Below are 15063 nucleotides of genomic sequence, written 5' to 3' on the forward strand. Positions count from 1 at the left end.
TTCTTTTTTGCCTGGCGCGGGTCGGGCCAGCGCGGGGCTTGTGTTCGAGACGTCCTGTCTCCGTGGCAAGGCCGGCATCAGCGCACCAGGTTGTTCACGATGTCGTTGTAAAACGCCAGGCCCATCAACCCCGCGATCAGCGCCAGCCCGACGTATTGCCCGGCGGCCATGACGCGTTCGCTGACCGGGCTGCCTTTTGCCAGCTCGATAAGGTAATACAGCAGGTGACCGCCGTCCAAGATCGGGATCGGAAGCAGGTTCAGGATGCCCAGGCTCAGCGACAGCAGGGCCAGCATCGACAGGTACCAGGCGACGCCGTGCTGGGCATAGGCATTGGCGGCACGAGCAATCGTGATAGGCCCGGCGACGGTGTTCTGGACCGAGACGCGACCGCTGAAAGCCCGGCCGATCATCGCGAACAGCTCGCTGGTCTGATGCACGGTTTCGCGGAAAGCCGCCGGGATGGCATCGAGCGGGCCGTAGCGCAGCACCGCATCCTTGGGCGGCTCGGCCGGCGCGGCCGGCTCCATGCCCAACACCCAGGCGTATGAGCCGTTAGGGGCGCGGGCCCACACGGGAGCGATCTCCAGGGCGAGGCGGTCGCCCTTTCGCTCAACTTCGACCATGGCGGTGCCGCCACGCTTGCCGAGCTTCTGCACCGCGGTCGGGATTGCGTCCCATGAGGCAATGGGATCGCCGTCGATGGCGGTGATGCGGTCGCCTTCGGCCAGCACGCCCCAGGCAGGCTTGCCGGGAAGCACGCGCCCCACCACGGTCGGCATCAGCGCGTGGCGCGGCGTGAGTCCGATGAACTCCACGGCGCGGCGTTCGTCAAAATGTTCCGGCAGCTTCGACAGTCGCAGCGTGCGAACGACTTCCCCGGTGCGGCCCTGCGGGCGCACTTTCACTTCGACATCGCGGTGGTCGAGCGCCGCCGGAATCAGCGCGAGCTGCGCTTCGCTCCACGTCGGAGTCTCGCGGTCGCCGACCGCCAGCATTGTGTCGCCGCGCTGCAACCCGGCGGAGGCGGCAACGCCGGAGGTCTCGCCGACGACCGGCGCATAGTCGGGCCGGCCGATGACGAACATCGCCCAGAACAGCGCGACGCAGAGCAGCAGGTTGGCGAAGGGACCGGCGATCACGATCGCGATGCGCTTCCACACCGTCTGTCGATTGAAGGCCCGAGGGGCGTCGGCCGGGGCCACGTCGCCTTCGCGCTCGTCCAGCATCTTGACGTAGCCGCCGAGCGGAATCGCGGCAATCACATATTCCACGCCGTCGCGGCCGCGGCGCGACCACAGCGCCTTGCCGAAACCCACCGAGAAGCGCAGCACCTTGACGCCGCAGCGGCGTGCAACCCAGTAGTGCCCGAACTCGTGGAAGGTCACGAGCACGCCGAGACTGACGATCAGCCACCAGACCGAGCCGATGAATTCGCTCATGCGTATGCCCTGCGAACGGCCTCTTCGGCATGACGCCGCGCCTGCGCATCGGCATCGCGCAGCGCCGCCAGCGACGAAGCCGGGGTGGAGGGGAGCGCCTCGAGGGTGTCCTCGACCAGCGCCGGTATCGCTAGGAAACCGATCTGGCGCTGAAGAAAGGCTGAAACCGCGACCTCGTTGGCGGCATTGAGCACGGCCGGGGCGGTACCGCCGGCGGCCAGGGCCTCGAAGGCCAGTCGCAGGCAGGGGAAGGCCTCGAGATCGGGCGCCTCGAAGTCCAGGCGTCCGTGCGCCAGCAGGTCGAGCCCGCCGACGCCGGAGGTCATGCGTTCGGGCCAGCCGAAGCCGACCGCCAGCGCCGTGCGCATGTCGGGCAGGCCGAGTTGCGCCAGCGTCGATCCATCGACGAACTCGACCAGCGAGTGCACCAGGCTCTGCGGATGCACGAGCACCTGGATGCGGTCGCCGCCGACGCCGAACAGGTGGTGGGCCTCGATGACTTCAAGCCCCTTGTTCATCAGCGTGGCCGAATCGACCGAGATCTTCGGGCCCATCGACCATTTGGGATGGGCGACGGCCTGCTCGGGCGTGACGTTGGTCAGCTCGTCGCGACGACGGCCGCGGAAGGGGCCGCCGGAAGCGGTCAGGAGGATGCGCTGCAGCCCGGCATGCGCGTGCGCGTCGGGCAGGCACTGGAAGATCGCGTTGTGCTCGCTGTCGACCGGGACGATGGTGGCGCCCGCTTCGTGCGCCGCCTGCATGAGCAGCTCGCCTGCGAGTACCAGCGATTCCTTGTTGGCGAGCAGGATGCGCTTGCCGGCGCGTGCGGCGGCCAGTGTCGACGGCAGTCCGGCGGCGCCGACGATCGCCGCGACGACGGTGTCGCAGGCGTCTCCGCCCGCGAGTGCATCGAGTGCGTCGTCGCCGGCATGCGCCTGGGTGGCCAGTCCCGCATCGCGCAGTCCGTCGCGCAGTGCGGAGAAAGCCGACGGGTCGGCGATCACGGCATGCTCGGGGCGGTGCGTCCGGCACAGCGCGAGCAGCGCATCGACGTTGCGGCCGGCGGCGAGCACGGTGGCCCGCAGGGATTGCGGGTGCCGCGCGATCACGTCCAGCGCGGAAGCGCCGATCGATCCGGTGGCACCAAGTACAGCGACGCGTCGCATGATCAAAGGCCCGGCACGATCAGAAACCCAGCACGGCCTTGCCGATGGCGAACACCGGCAACGCGGCCAGGACTCCGTCGATGCGGTCGAGGATACCGCCATGGCCCGGGATCAGGTTGCCCGAATCCTTCACGCCCACATGGCGCTTCAGCAGGCTTTCGAACAGGTCGCCCACCACCGAGAACAGCACGGCGGCCAGAGCGATCACGGAAACCGCGGGCAGTTGCGACAGTTGCGCGCCGGAGAACAGCGCGAACCCGATGCCGACCAGGATGCCCGCGGCGATGCCGCCGAGCAGGCCTTCGATGGTCTTGTTGGGACTGATCCGTGCGGCCAGCTTACGGCCCGGGAACCATCGCCCGCCGAACTTGCGGCCGGCGAAGTAGGCGCCCGAATCGGCGGCCCAGACGATCGCCAGCGCGGTCAGCAGCCAGCGGTGGCCATTGGGCTGGCTGGCATGGATCCAGGCCAGCGCGCACCACGCCGGGATGATGCTGAGGGCGCCGGCGGCGAGCTTGAAAACGCGCGCATGGGTGTCGTGGTCGCTGGCGAACTCATAACGGCCCAGCCACAGCAGCGCCAGCAGCCACCACGCCACGCCGATCACCGAGACCAGCTGGAACAGCACCAGCGTGTATCCGCTGCTGGAGCGCGAGGCCCACACCAGCGCGACCATCACCGCGAGGTTGGCGATCAGCAGCACGGCGCGCGACAGGGTGTCCTCGATTTCGGCGAGGTCGAACCACTCCCACAGCCCGATCATGAACAACACCGCGGCCACCGCCACCAGCCAGGGCGTCGACATGAGCAGGATCGCCGCGACTGCCAGGGGCGTCATCACCAGCGCAGCGAGCAGTCGGGTTCGGGTCATTCAGTCGTCTCTTGGGTCGGGGCGGCGAGCTGGGCGCCGGTCAAGCCGAAGCGGCGTTCGCGGGCAGCGTAGTCGTCCAGGGCGCGTTGCAGTGTCGCTACATCCAGCTCGGGCCACAACAGATCCGTGAACCACAGTTCGGTGTAGGCGATCTGCCAGAGCAGGAAGTTGCTGATGCGGGTTTCGCCACCGGTGCGGATGAACAGATCCGGCGGCGGCAGTTCGGCTAGGCAGGTGCGCGATGCGATCGCGGCCTCGTCCACGTCCTCCGGCGCCAGACGGCCGGCGGCGACATCCTCGGCCAGCGAACGCGCGGCCTGGGTGATGTCCCAGCGGCCGCCGTAGCTGGCGGCGATGGTGAGGTGGAGACGGCTGTTGGCGCGGGTGCGATCCTCGGCCGACGCCATCTGCCGGCGGATCGCCTCGCTGAAGCGGGAGCGATCACCGATGAAGCGAATGCGCACGCCACGGCGGTCGAGTTCGTCGACCTCGCGTTCGAGCGCGCCGAGGAACAGCTTCATCAGCCCGCCGACTTCCTCTTCAGGCCGGCCCCAGTTCTCGCTCGAAAACGCGAACAGGGTCAGGGCCTGGATGCCACGCTCCAGGCAGAAGTCGATGCAGACGTTGACTGCGCGCGCACCGGCGCGATGGCCGATGATGCGCGGCCGGCGGCGGCGCTCGGCCCAGCGCCCGTTGCCGTCCATGATGACGGCGAGGTGGCGCGGAACCCGTGCGGCGGCGATGGTGGATTCAGACGACATGGCGGGACGGGTAGACCCGTCAAACCGCCATAAGTTCTTGCTCTTTGGCCTTGACGACTTCGTCGACGTCCTTGATCGCCGAATCGGTGACCTTCTGGATCTCCGCTTCCATGCGGCCGGACTCGTCCTCGGTCACCTTCTTTTCCTTGAGCAGTTCCTTGATCTGCTGGTTGGCATCGCGGCGGATGTTGCGGATCGCGACCTTGGCGTTCTCGCTCTCGCTGTGCACCAGCTTCGTCAGTTCCTTGCGGCGCTCCTCGGTGAGGGCGGGCAGGTTGAGGCGGATCGTGGTGCCGGCGGTGTTCGGGGTCAGGCCCAGGTCGGAGGCGAGGATCGCCTTCTCGACGGCGCCGACGATCTGCTTTTCCCACGGGGTGATCGTGAGCGTGCGCGCATCGGTGACCGCGACGGTCGCAACCTGCGCCAGCGGCATGTCGGAGCCGTAGTAGTTGACCTTCAGGTGGTCGACGATCGCGGTCGAAGCGCGGCCCGTGCGGATCTTGACCAGGTCGTGGCGAAACGCTTCGACGCTCTTGGCCATGCGGGTCTGGGCGTCTTTCTTGATCTCGTTGAGCATCGCCGGCTCCTGTCCTTAATCGGTAATCGCGGGATTATATAGAGCGGGGACCGCTCCAGCGACCGGGGCGCCGTGGACGGGCTGTCAGTGCTCGTGCGCGTGGCCGTGGCCGTGCGGCGCCCGCTCATGGCGGTCGTGCTCGCAGGCGCGGCCGTGCTCGACCTGCAGGGTCGGGTGGTTGATGCCGAAACGGTGATCGAGCTCGTGGTTCAGGCGGTCGATGAAGGCATCGTGGTCGGCGTCGTCAGGGCGCACCAGGTGGGCGGTCATGGCGATCTCGCCCGCGCCCAGCGACCAGATGTGCACGTGGTGCACGGCGACCACGCCAGCCTGCGACTCGAGAAAGGCCTGGACCTTCGCCTGGTCGATGCTGGACGGCACGGCATCCATGGCGGCATTGAAGCTTTCGCGCAGCAGTCCGAACGCGCCTATCGCCACCACCGCACCGATCACCAGCGCGGTCACCGGGTCCAGCCAGGTCCAGCCCAGCCACCACATGCCGGCGCCGGCCAGCACGGCCGCCAGCGAGACGGCGGCGTCGGCGACCAGGTGCAGGAACGCGCCGCGGCGGTTCAGGTCGTGCTCGTGGCCATGGCGCACCAGCCAGGCCGCGCCCAGATTGACGGCGATGCCGATCGCCGCCACGGCCATCACCGGCAGGGCCGGGATTTCAGGCGGGGCGCTGAAGCGGCGCAGTGCTTCCCAAGCGAGCGCTCCTGAGAAGGCCACCAGCAACAGCGCGTTGGCCAGCGGGGAGAGCAGGGTGGCACGGCGCCAGCCGTAGGTATGCCGCGAAGTGGGCGCGCGCTTGGCCAGCACGGCCGCGCCCCACGCCAGGGCCAGCCCGAGCACGTCGCCGAGGTTGTGCAGTGCATCGGACAGCAGCGCCAGCGAATTGGTGGCGAAGCCGTAGCCCGCCTCCAGCACCGTGTAGGCGAGGTTGATCAGCGTGACCGCGGCGAAGGCGCGTGTCGTGTTGAGTTCGCCGTGGTCGTGATGGTGTGAGTGGCCCATGGGTGCATCGTGGCACGGTGCCGCCGGCGAACACTATTACAGCGTTCCCGGGCTGCGCCCAGGAAACCCCAAAGTTTGCTGCGCAAACTTCGGGCCCGCCGCATGCTCCCACACCCCATTCGCGCCCGCGGCGCGAATCGCCCCCTAACTTAGGGGCTGGGTTTGGCTTGCTTGCTACCGGCCGGATGCGTTACGCGCCGCCGTTGCGGCCGTGCACCAGCGTGCCGATGTGGTCGCCGTGCAGGATCTTCAGCAGCTGGCCCGGCTGGCCCATGTCGAAGATGCGCAGCGGCAGGTCGCTGTCGCGGCACAGCGCGAACGCGGCCGTGTCCATGACCTGCAGGTTGCGGATGATGACCTCGTCGTAGCTGAGCTTCTCGAAGCGCACGGCGTCCTTGTGCTTCTTCGGATCCTTGTCGTAGACGCCGTCGACCTTGGTCGCCTTGAGCAACAGGTCGGCGCCGATTTCGATCGCGCGCAGCGCCGCGCCCGAGTCGGTGGTGAAAAACGGATTGCCGGTGCCTGCGGCGAAGATGGTGATGCGGCCCTTCTCGAGGTGGCGCACGGCGCGGCGGCGGATGTAGTCCTCGCACACGTCGTTGATCTTGATCGCGCTCATCACCCGGCACTTGGCGCCCAGCTTTTCCAGCGCATCCTGCATCGCCAGCGCATTGATCACCGTGGCGAGCATGCCCATCTGGTCGCCGGTCACGCGATCCATGCCGCCGGCGGCCAGGCCGGCGCCGCGGAAGATGTTGCCGCCGCCAATCACCAGCGCGATCTCCGCACCGGCCTGCTGGGCTTCGATGACCTCGCGCGCGAGGCGGCTGATCATCTTCGGATCGATGCCGTAATCCTCGTCACCCATCAGCGCCTCGCCGGAAAGTTTGAGCAGGACACGGCGATAGGCGAGCTGGGACATGGCGACCTCGAGGGAGAGTGGGCGGGCGGGATTGTACGGGATCGGGCCGTGGCGCCGGCGTGGCGGCCGGCCCCACAAAAAAGGAAGGCCGCGATCGCTCGCGGCCTTCCCCGGCTTCTTGCCTGAAGCGGCGGTGGCTTACGCCAGGCCGGCCTGCTTCATGACTTCGGCGGCGTAATCCTCAACCACCTTCTCGATGCCTTCGCCGACCACCAGGCGCTTGAAGCCGACCACGTCGGCGCCGGCGGCCTTGACCGCGGCTTCGACCGACTGGTCGCTGTTCAGCACGTACGGCTGGCCGTACAGGGTGACTTCGTTGACGATCTTGGCGATCTTGCCCGAGATGATCTTCTCGAGGATCTCGGCCGGCTTGGACTTGTCCTTGTCGGACATCTTGGCCAGTTCGATTTCCTTTTCCTTCGCCACGAACTCGGCCGGCACGTCGGCAGCCTTGTTGTACGGCGGGTTCATCGCAGCGACGTGCATCGCCAGGCCGCGGGCCAGTTCGGCGTCGCCGCCCTTGACCTCGACCAGCACGCCGATCTTGCCGCCGTGCACGTAGGCAGCGACGTTGTCGGCGCTGTCGACAACAACCATGCGGCGGATCTGGATGTTCTCGCCGAGCTTGGAGATGGCGGCGGCACGGGTTTCCTCGACGGTCTCGCCCGACGGCAGCTTGGCGGCCTTCAGGGTCTCGACGTCGGTGGCGCCGGAGGCCAGGGCGGCCTGGGCGACGGCGTTGGCGAACGCCAGGAAGTTCTCGTCCTTGGCGACGAAGTCGGTCTCGGAGTTGATCTCGACCAGCACGGCCTTGCCGCCGTTCTGGGCAACCGCGACGCGGCCTTCGGCGGCCACGCGGTCGGCCTTCTTGTCGGCCTTGGCCAGACCCGACTTGCGCAGCCACTCGGCCGCGGCGTCGATGTCGCCGTTGTTCTCGGTGAGCGCCTTCTTGCACTCCATCATGCCGGCGCCGGTGCGCTCGCGCAGTTCCTTGACGAGGGATGCGGTGATTTCAGCCATGGGGTTTACCTCGATTCGAAATGGATGCGGACACGGCGCACGCGCCGGTGTCCTCAGAGCCGTCATCCCCGCGGCGCGGGGACCCAGTTGCCTTCAGGCGGAAGCGATCAGGTCGCTGCTGGATTGCCGCTTTCGCGGGAATGACGAGCCGGAGCGTTGCGGCCGCGCATGGTCGCGCGGCCGCGTTACGCGGGTCTTACTCGCCGTCCTTCTTGGCCGGCTTCTTGGACGGGGCGCGGCGCGGAGCCTTGCGCTCGCCGCCCTCTTCGCCTTCGGCTTCCACGAAGTCTTCCTCGCGGACGCTGGCGGCCGACGGAGAGGCAGCCTTGCCTTCCAGCACGGCGTCAGCGGCGGCACGGGCGTACAGCTGCACGGCGCGGATGGCGTCGTCGTTGCCCGGGATGGCGTAGTCGACCAGGGCCGGATCGTAGTTGGTATCGACGACGGCGATGACCGGGATGCCGAGCTTCTTGGCTTCCTTGATCGCGATGTCTTCGTGGCCGATGTCGATCACGAACAGCGCGTCAGGCAGGCGGTTCATGTCCTTGATGCCGCCCAGCGAGGCTTCCAGCTTGTCGCGCTCGCGACGCAGGCCCAGCACTTCGTGCTTGACCAGCTTCTGGAAGGTACCGTCGGTCTCGGCGGCCTCGAGGTCCTTCAGGCGCTGCACCGACTGCTTGACCGTGCGGAAGTTGGTCAGCGTGCCGCCCAGCCAGCGCTGGGTCATGTACGGCATGCCGCAACGCTCGGCCTCTTCCTTGATGGAATCGCGCGCCGAACGCTTGGTGCCGAGGAACAGGATCATGCCGCGCTTCTGCGCGACGCCCGAGATGAAGTTCATCGCGTCGTTGAACAGCGGAACGGTCTTCTCGAGGTTGATGATGTGGATCTTGCCGCGGGCGCCGAAGATGTACGGGCCCATCTTCGGGTTCCAGTAACGGGTCTGGTGGCCGAAGTGGACGCCGGCTTCCAGCATCTGGCGCATGGTGATCTGGGGCATTGCTTGAACTCCAAAGGCAGTGGAACCGGCCGCCGGAAAGGGTGATGGCGGCTGCCCAGGCTGGGCCGGGGCGATGGTTCCGGGGTTGGGCCTCCCCGCTGCTTCCGTGGCCGAACTCCCCTGGCCCGAAGGCCCGGAAGCACCCCGGCACGGAGGGTGGCAGCGGGTGTGTATTCGCCTGCTCGGGGCCTCGTGGCCCGGTTGCTTTCGCCCGGCGTGGGCGGCGCGGAAGACCTGTGGGGACACGGGGTCGGCCGCAAAGCCGCGGAATTGTAGCCGCAACGGCCTGCTGTGGACAACTCGACCGGGCTCCGGGGCCGGGGCGTGAAGCCTGAACAGACCGCAGATAGGCGATAATGGCGCATGGCTATCACCATCAAGACCCCAGAAGAGATCGAGAAGATGCGCGTCGCCGGCCGCCTGGCCGCCGAGGTGCTCCAGGTCGTCGCTCCGCATGTGAAGGCGGGCGTGACCACCGAGGAGCTGGACCGCATCTGCCACGACCACATCGTCAACGTGCAGCAGGCCATCCCGGCCAATGTCGGCTACAAGGGCTTCCCCAAGACCGTCTGCACCTCGGTCAACAACGTCATCTGCCACGGCATCCCGAGCGAGGCCAAGGTCCTCAAGGACGGCGACATCATCAATATCGATGTCACCGTCATCAAGGACGGCTGGCACGGCGACACCAGCCGCATGTACGTCGTCGGCACGCCGTCGGTGATGGCCAAGCGCCTGGTCGACGTCACCCGCGAGGCGATGTTCCGCGGCATCCGCATGGTCAAGCCGGGCGCGACCCTGGGCGACATCGGCGCGGCGATCCAGCAGTTCGCCGAATCCGAGCGCTTCAGCGTGGTGCGCGAGTATTGCGGCCACGGCATCGGCCAGATCTACCACGAAGACCCGCAGGTGCTGCATTACGGCCGGGCCGGTGAAGGCCTCGTCCTGAAGCCGGGCATGACCTTCACGATCGAGCCGATGATCAACGAGGGCGCACGCCACACCAAGCTGCTGCCCGATGGCTGGACCGTCGTCACCAAGGACCGCAAGCTCTCGGCGCAGTGGGAGCACACCGTGGCGGTGACCGACAACGGCGTCGAGATCCTGACCCGCCTGCCCGGGGACGACAACGATCTATGAGTAGCGCGCCCGACGCCGCCGAACCCGGGATGGCGGCGCCCAGCGCGTCGCGACAGGCACCGGACGGCCCCGATCGGGCGCCTTCGATCCGCACCGCGCTGGCCGAGGTCGACGCCTCGCTGGCGCAGCGCTTCGACTCCGAGGACAACGCCGACATCGACCGGCTGCTGCAGGCGCGCAGCGCCGCGGTCGATGCGCAGGTGCGCCTGGCCTGGACGGACTGCATCGAGGCCGGTGCGCCGCTGGCGCTGTTCGCGGTGGGCGGCTACGGCCGTGGCGAGCTGTTCCCGCAATCCGACATCGACCTGCTCGTGCTCGCCGAACCCGACGCGCAGCAGCATCACGCCGAAGCGCTGTCGCGCTTCATCACGCTGCTGTGGGATGCCGGGCTGCCGGTAGGGCAGGCGGTGCGTTCGCCCGCGCAATGCACCGAGGCGGCGGCCGACATCACCGTGCTGACCGCGATGCTGGAAGCGCGCCCGCTGATGGCGGACATCGAGCACGTGCATGCGCTCCAGGCGGCGATCACCCCCAGCGTGGTCTGGCCGGCGCGCGAGTTCTTCGCTGCCAAGCGCGAAGAGCTGCGCCTGCGCCATGCCCGTTACGGCGATACCGCCGACAACCTCGAGCCCAACCTGAAGGAAGGCCCCGGTGGGCTGCGCGACGTGCAGACGCTGCGCTGGATGGCGTTGCGCATCGTCGGCACCGGCGACCTTGAATCGCTGGTCGCGATCGGCCAGTTCGGTGCAGACGAACTGGCGACGCTGGAACGCGAGCGCCGCGCCTTGTCGCGCCTGCGTTTCGGCCTGCACCTGGTGGCAGGCAAGCGCGAGGAGCGGCTGCGTTTCGACTACCAGAAGCGCCTGGCCGACCGCCTCGGACACAGCGACAACGCCGACAACCTCGCCGTCGAGCAGATGATGCAGGGCTTCTACCGCAGCGCGGCGCTGGTGCTGCGCATCGGTGAACGCCTGCTGCAGCGCTTCGAGGAGCAGATCGAAGGCGAGTCCGCACCGGTGCTGCTGCCCGATGCCGGTGGCGCTTTCGAACTGCGTCGCGACTACCTGGCCGCGCGCAGCCCGCAATGGCCGCGCGATGCCCATGACGTCTTCGCGTTGTTCGCGGTCTGGGCCGCTCACGACGAGATCCGCGGCCTGCATTCGCAGACAGCGCGCGCGCTGGCCGAATCGTTGTCGCGCGTTCCCGCATTCCAGCAGGCCGAGCCGGCACTGCGCGAGCGCTTCCTGTCGCTGCTGCGCGGCCCGCATCCGGTGCACGCGCTGGAGCGCATGGCGCGCCTGGGCGTGCTGGGACGCTGGATTCCCGCGTTCGCTCGCGTGTCGGGGCGCATGCAGTTCGACCTCTTCCACGTCTACACGGTCGACCAGCACACGCTGGCGGTGCTGCGCAATCTCGCCCGCTTTGCGTCGGGCATCGTGGACGAGCGCTTCAGCATCGCCCACGAAGTCTGGCCGCGCATGCGCAAGCCGGAGTTGCTGCTGCTGGCTGGCCTGTTCCATGACATCGCCAAGGGGCGCGGCGGCGACCACTCCGAACTCGGTGCCGAGGACGCGCGCATCTTCTGCAGCTCGATCGGACTCTCGCAGGCCGACACCGCGCTGGTGGAGTGGCTGGTGCGCCAGCACCTGCTGATGTCGGTGACGGCGCAGAAGCAGGACATCGCCGACCCCGAGGTGATCCACCGCTTCGCCACCAAGGTGGCCGACCGCGAGCACCTCGACACGCTCTACCTGCTCACCTGCGCCGACATCGCCGGCACGTCGCCGAAGCTGTGGAATGCGTGGAAGGATCGCCTGTTGGCCGATCTCTACACGGCCACGCGCCTTGCGCTGCGGCGCGGACTCGAGCATCCGGTCGCTGCCGACGAGCGCGCCGCCGAGACGCGCGAGGCCGCGCGCGCCACGCTGGCCTCGTTTGGCATGGCCGACGGCGAGATCGCCGCGCTTTATGCGCGCATGCCGGAAATCGGCTTCCAGCGTGGCCGCCCGGACCAGATCGCCTGGCAGGCCGCCTCCCTGCGCGGCGTCGCCATCGGCGAGACGCGCGTGCGTGCGCGTCCGGTCGGACAGCAGGCCGGCGCACTGGAAGTGTTCGTGCACACGCCCGACCGCGATGGCCTGTTCGCCGCGATCGTCGCCACGCTCGACCGCCTCGGCCTGGCGATCCAGCAGGCGCGCGTGCTCGACGGACCGCACGAAACGATCTTCGACAGTTTCGAGGTGATCCCGATCGACCCGCGGTTTCCGCCGTCGTCGGAAGATGTCGAAAGCCGCCTCGCCGACATGCTTGCCGGCCCGCTCGACCACGTTCGTCCGGTGCGCCGTGCACAGCCCCGGCATCTGCGGCATTTCCGCATCGCGCCGCAGATCGGTTTCAACACGCTCGGCAAGCGCGCCGGCGACTGCGGCCGGGTCCGCACCATGCTGAGCCTGGTGTGCACCGACCGGCCGGGCCTGCTGGCCGATGTTGCCCGTGCCATCCGCGACCAGTCGCTGCGCGTGCACGACGCGCGCATCGCCACGTTCGGCGAACGCGCCGAGGACGTGTTCCAGATCACCGCCACCGATTCCGACGGGTGCGAGACCGCACTCGACGCCACGCAACAGGAGGCCCTGCGCGACGCGCTGCTGGCCTGCCTTGAAGGAGAACATTGATGACGCAGAAGAAGTCCGCCGCCAAGACCGTACGCAAGAAGGCGGCGCCGAAGGCCGCCGCGCAGGGTCCGGGCATCGACGAACTGAAGTTCATGGTCGACAGCGCGTTCGAACGCCGCGCGATGCTGACTCTGGATGAGATCGAAGGCTCGACGCGGCCGGCGGTGGAGCGCGTGATCGCAGGGCTGGAGAGCGGCGAATTCCGCGTCGCCGAACCCGACGGCAAGGGCGGCTGGACCGTCAACGAGTGGCTGAAGAAGGCGGTGCTGCTGTACTTCCGCGTCAACGACATGCAGGTCGTCGAAGGCTTCCCGGCGCCGTACTGGGACAAGGTCCCGGCGCGCTTCGAAGGGTTCGGCGAAAGCGACTTCCGCAAGCTCGGCGCGCGCGTCGTGCCGGGCGCGGTGGTTCGCCGCGGCTCGCACATCGGCAAGGACGTGGTGCTGATGCCGAGCTTCGTCAACATCGGCGCGCATGTGGGCGAGGGCACGATGGTCGACACCTGGGCCACGGTCGGTTCGTGCGCGCAGGTAGGCAAGCACTGCCACCTGTCCGGTGGCGCCGGCATCGGCGGCGTGCTGGAACCGCTGCAGGCCTCGCCGACGATCATCGAGGACCACTGCTTCATCGGTGCCCGTTCCGAAGTGGTCGAGGGCTTCGTGGTCGGCCACCACAGCGTGATCGGCATGGGCGTGTTCCTGGGCCAGAGCACGCGCATCTACAACCGCATGACCGGCGAGATCAGCTACGGCTACGTGCCGCCTTACAGCGTCGTGGTGTCGGGCCAGTTGCCGGCCGCGGACGGTTCGCACTCGCTGTACTGCGCGGTGATCGTCAAGCAGGTCGACGCCAAGACCCGCTCGAAGACCAGCATCAACGATCTGCTGCGCGGACTGGCGGAATGACGACGCTCTACGGGCTGTCCAACTGCGACACCTGCAAGAAGGCCCGCAAGTGGCTCGACCGCTTCGGCGTCGCGCATGCGTTCGTCGACTATCGCGACCAGCGCCAGGCGCCGGAAACGCTGATCGCGTGGAAGGAGCAGCTCGGCGGCTGGGACGCGATGATCAACAAGTCGTCGACGACCTGGCGCACGCTGCCGCCCAATCGCAAGGAGCCGGCCTCCGACGCCGAGTGGAAGCTGCTGCTGAAGGAGTATCCGCAGCTGATCCGCCGGCCGGTGGTCGTCACCGATGACGGCCAGGTCACGCAGGGTTTCAGCGACAACGGCTTCAAGAAGCGCTTCGGGATCGGTTCGTGACGGCGAATGTGGCGACGAGCGATGTGCTCGACCTGACCCGCGAACTGATCTCGCGGCCTTCGGTTACGCCCGACGACTCGGGCTGCCAGCAGTTGCTGGCGCAGCGCCTCAAAGCCGCAGGATTCCGTTGCGAGCACCTGCGTTTCGGCGAGGTCGACAACCTCTGGGCCGTGCACGGTGCAGGCGAGGGCCCGACGCTGGTGCTGCTCGGCCACACCGACGTGGTACCGCCCGGCCCGCGCGAAGCCTGGGGCAGCGATCCGTTCGTGCCGGAGATCCGCGACGGACTGCTGTACGGCCGCGGCGCGGCGGACATGAAGGGCAGCGTGGCGGCATTCGTCGTTGCACTGGAGCGCTTCGCCGCCACGCACCCGGAGCATCCGGGACGGGTGGCTCTGCTGCTGACCTCGGACGAGGAGGGCGACGCCGTCGACGGCGTGCGCAAGGTGGCCGACCTGTTCCGCGAACGCGGCGAACGCGTCGACTGGTGCGTCACCGGCGAGCCTTCATCGACCGCACGGCTGGGCGACCTGCTGCGCGTGGGCCGTCGCGGCACGCTGTCGGCGACGCTGACTGTGCGTGGCATCCAGGGCCACGTCGCCTATCCCGAGAAGGCGCGCAATCCGATCCACCAGGCCATGCCGGCGCTCGCCGAGTTGTCAGCGAGGCGCTGGGACGATGGCTACGAGACCTTCCCGCCGACCAGCCTGCAGATCAGCAACGTGCATGCCGGCACCGGCGCCAACAACGTCATTCCGGGCGAGATGCAGGTGCTGTTCAACCTGCGCTACAACCCGACGTGGAACGCGGCGCAGCTCGAGCAGCAGTGCGAGGACGTGCTGCGCAGCCACGGACTGGAGTACGCCATCCACTGGCACCGCGGCGGTGAGCCGTTCTACACGCCGGAAGGGCCGCTGCGTGCAGCCGCACGCGACGTGCTGGCCTCGTTCTCCGGCGCCGCGCCGGTGGAGAGCACCGGCGGCGGCACGTCCGATGCACGCTTCATCGCGCCGCTGGGCGCGCAGTGCATCGAGATCGGCCCGGTCAATGCCAGCATCCACAAGGTCGACGAGCATGTGTCGGTCGCAGACCTGCAGGCGTTGCCCGATCTCTACCTGGCGTTGATCGAGCGCCTGATCCTGCGGGCCTGAAGCTTCCTTCGGGCTGAAAGCGGCCCATCCGCCCTTCGAACCCCTCTCCCGCTTACGGGAGAG

14 protein-coding genes are annotated in these 15063 nt (G+C 68.2%); 5 read left to right on the top strand and 9 right to left on the bottom strand.

Annotated elements, in window-relative coordinates; translation table 11 throughout:
* Positions 1–77: 77 nt before the first annotated feature.
* The 9 genes from rseP to rpsB all read right to left on the bottom strand — a co-directional run bounded on the left by rseP (position 78) and on the right by rpsB (position 8773).
* Positions 78–1442: an RIP metalloprotease RseP gene (gene rseP / locus IU514_RS02615; RefSeq protein WP_194929487.1), complete on the bottom strand. Its 1365-nt coding sequence runs from the start codon at positions 1440–1442 to the stop codon at positions 78–80.
* Positions 1439–2608, bottom strand: coding sequence for a 1-deoxy-D-xylulose-5-phosphate reductoisomerase (locus IU514_RS02620; RefSeq protein ID WP_194929488.1), 1170 nt, complete (start codon positions 2606–2608; stop codon positions 1439–1441). Before IU514_RS02620 ends, rseP begins: the two co-directional genes overlap by 4 nt.
* Before the next feature lie 19 nt (positions 2609–2627).
* The gene (locus IU514_RS02625) at positions 2628–3479 is read right to left on the bottom strand and encodes a phosphatidate cytidylyltransferase (RefSeq protein ID WP_194929489.1); all 852 of its coding nucleotides are present in this window, start codon (positions 3477–3479) and stop codon (positions 2628–2630) included.
* Entirely contained in the window at positions 3476–4240 is a 765-nt protein-coding gene (gene uppS, locus IU514_RS02630; protein ID WP_194929490.1) for a polyprenyl diphosphate synthase, read from the bottom strand. The genes IU514_RS02625 and uppS overlap by 4 nt, the downstream gene beginning before the upstream one ends.
* A gap of 19 nt (positions 4241–4259) precedes the next feature.
* Positions 4260–4817, bottom strand: a complete 558-nt coding sequence (gene frr, locus IU514_RS02635; protein WP_194929491.1) for a ribosome recycling factor — start codon at positions 4815–4817, stop codon at positions 4260–4262.
* A gap of 84 nt (positions 4818–4901) precedes the next feature.
* Positions 4902–5831 (bottom strand): cation diffusion facilitator family transporter, encoded by a 930-nt coding sequence (locus IU514_RS02640; RefSeq protein WP_194929492.1) that lies wholly within the window; start codon positions 5829–5831, stop codon positions 4902–4904.
* Between the two features lie 190 nt (positions 5832–6021).
* Positions 6022–6753: a UMP kinase gene (pyrH, locus tag IU514_RS02645; protein WP_194929493.1), complete on the bottom strand. Its 732-nt coding sequence runs from the start codon at positions 6751–6753 to the stop codon at positions 6022–6024.
* Between the two features lie 138 nt (positions 6754–6891).
* The gene (gene tsf, locus IU514_RS02650) at positions 6892–7773 is read right to left on the bottom strand and encodes a translation elongation factor Ts (RefSeq protein WP_194929494.1); all 882 of its coding nucleotides are present in this window, start codon (positions 7771–7773) and stop codon (positions 6892–6894) included.
* 196 nt (positions 7774–7969) lie between these two features.
* Complete coding sequence (gene rpsB / locus IU514_RS02655) at positions 7970–8773, bottom strand: 30S ribosomal protein S2 (protein WP_194929495.1); 804 nt, start codon at positions 8771–8773, stop codon at positions 7970–7972.
* A 363-nt stretch (positions 8774–9136) separates the two neighbouring features.
* Here rpsB and map point away from each other — a divergent pair, with 363 nt between their 5' ends.
* The 5 genes from map to dapE are packed head-to-tail and all read left to right on the top strand — an operon-like array spanning position 9137 to position 15000.
* Positions 9137–9913 carry a type I methionyl aminopeptidase gene (map, locus tag IU514_RS02660; protein ID WP_194929496.1) on the top strand — a complete coding sequence of 259 codons (777 nt, stop codon included), beginning with the start codon at positions 9137–9139 and terminating at the stop codon, positions 9911–9913.
* Positions 9910–12588, top strand: coding sequence for a [protein-PII] uridylyltransferase (glnD, locus tag IU514_RS02665; RefSeq protein ID WP_194929497.1), 2679 nt, complete (start codon positions 9910–9912; stop codon positions 12586–12588). The genes map and glnD overlap by 4 nt, the downstream gene beginning before the upstream one ends.
* Complete coding sequence (gene dapD / locus IU514_RS02670; protein WP_194929498.1) at positions 12588–13493, top strand: 2,3,4,5-tetrahydropyridine-2,6-dicarboxylate N-succinyltransferase; 906 nt, start codon at positions 12588–12590, stop codon at positions 13491–13493. Before glnD ends, dapD begins: the two co-directional genes overlap by 1 nt.
* The gene (locus tag IU514_RS02675; protein ID WP_194929499.1) at positions 13490–13849 is read left to right on the top strand and encodes a Spx/MgsR family RNA polymerase-binding regulatory protein; all 360 of its coding nucleotides are present in this window, start codon (positions 13490–13492) and stop codon (positions 13847–13849) included. Before dapD ends, IU514_RS02675 begins: the two co-directional genes overlap by 4 nt.
* The gene (gene dapE, locus IU514_RS02680) at positions 13846–15000 is read left to right on the top strand and encodes a succinyl-diaminopimelate desuccinylase (protein WP_324187765.1); all 1155 of its coding nucleotides are present in this window, start codon (positions 13846–13848) and stop codon (positions 14998–15000) included. Before IU514_RS02675 ends, dapE begins: the two co-directional genes overlap by 4 nt.
* The last annotated feature ends 63 nt before the right edge of the window (positions 15001–15063 follow it).

This window comes from Lysobacter niastensis (assembly GCF_015453285.1).
GTDB lineage: Bacteria > Pseudomonadota > Gammaproteobacteria > Xanthomonadales > Xanthomonadaceae > Lysobacter_J > Lysobacter_J niastensis.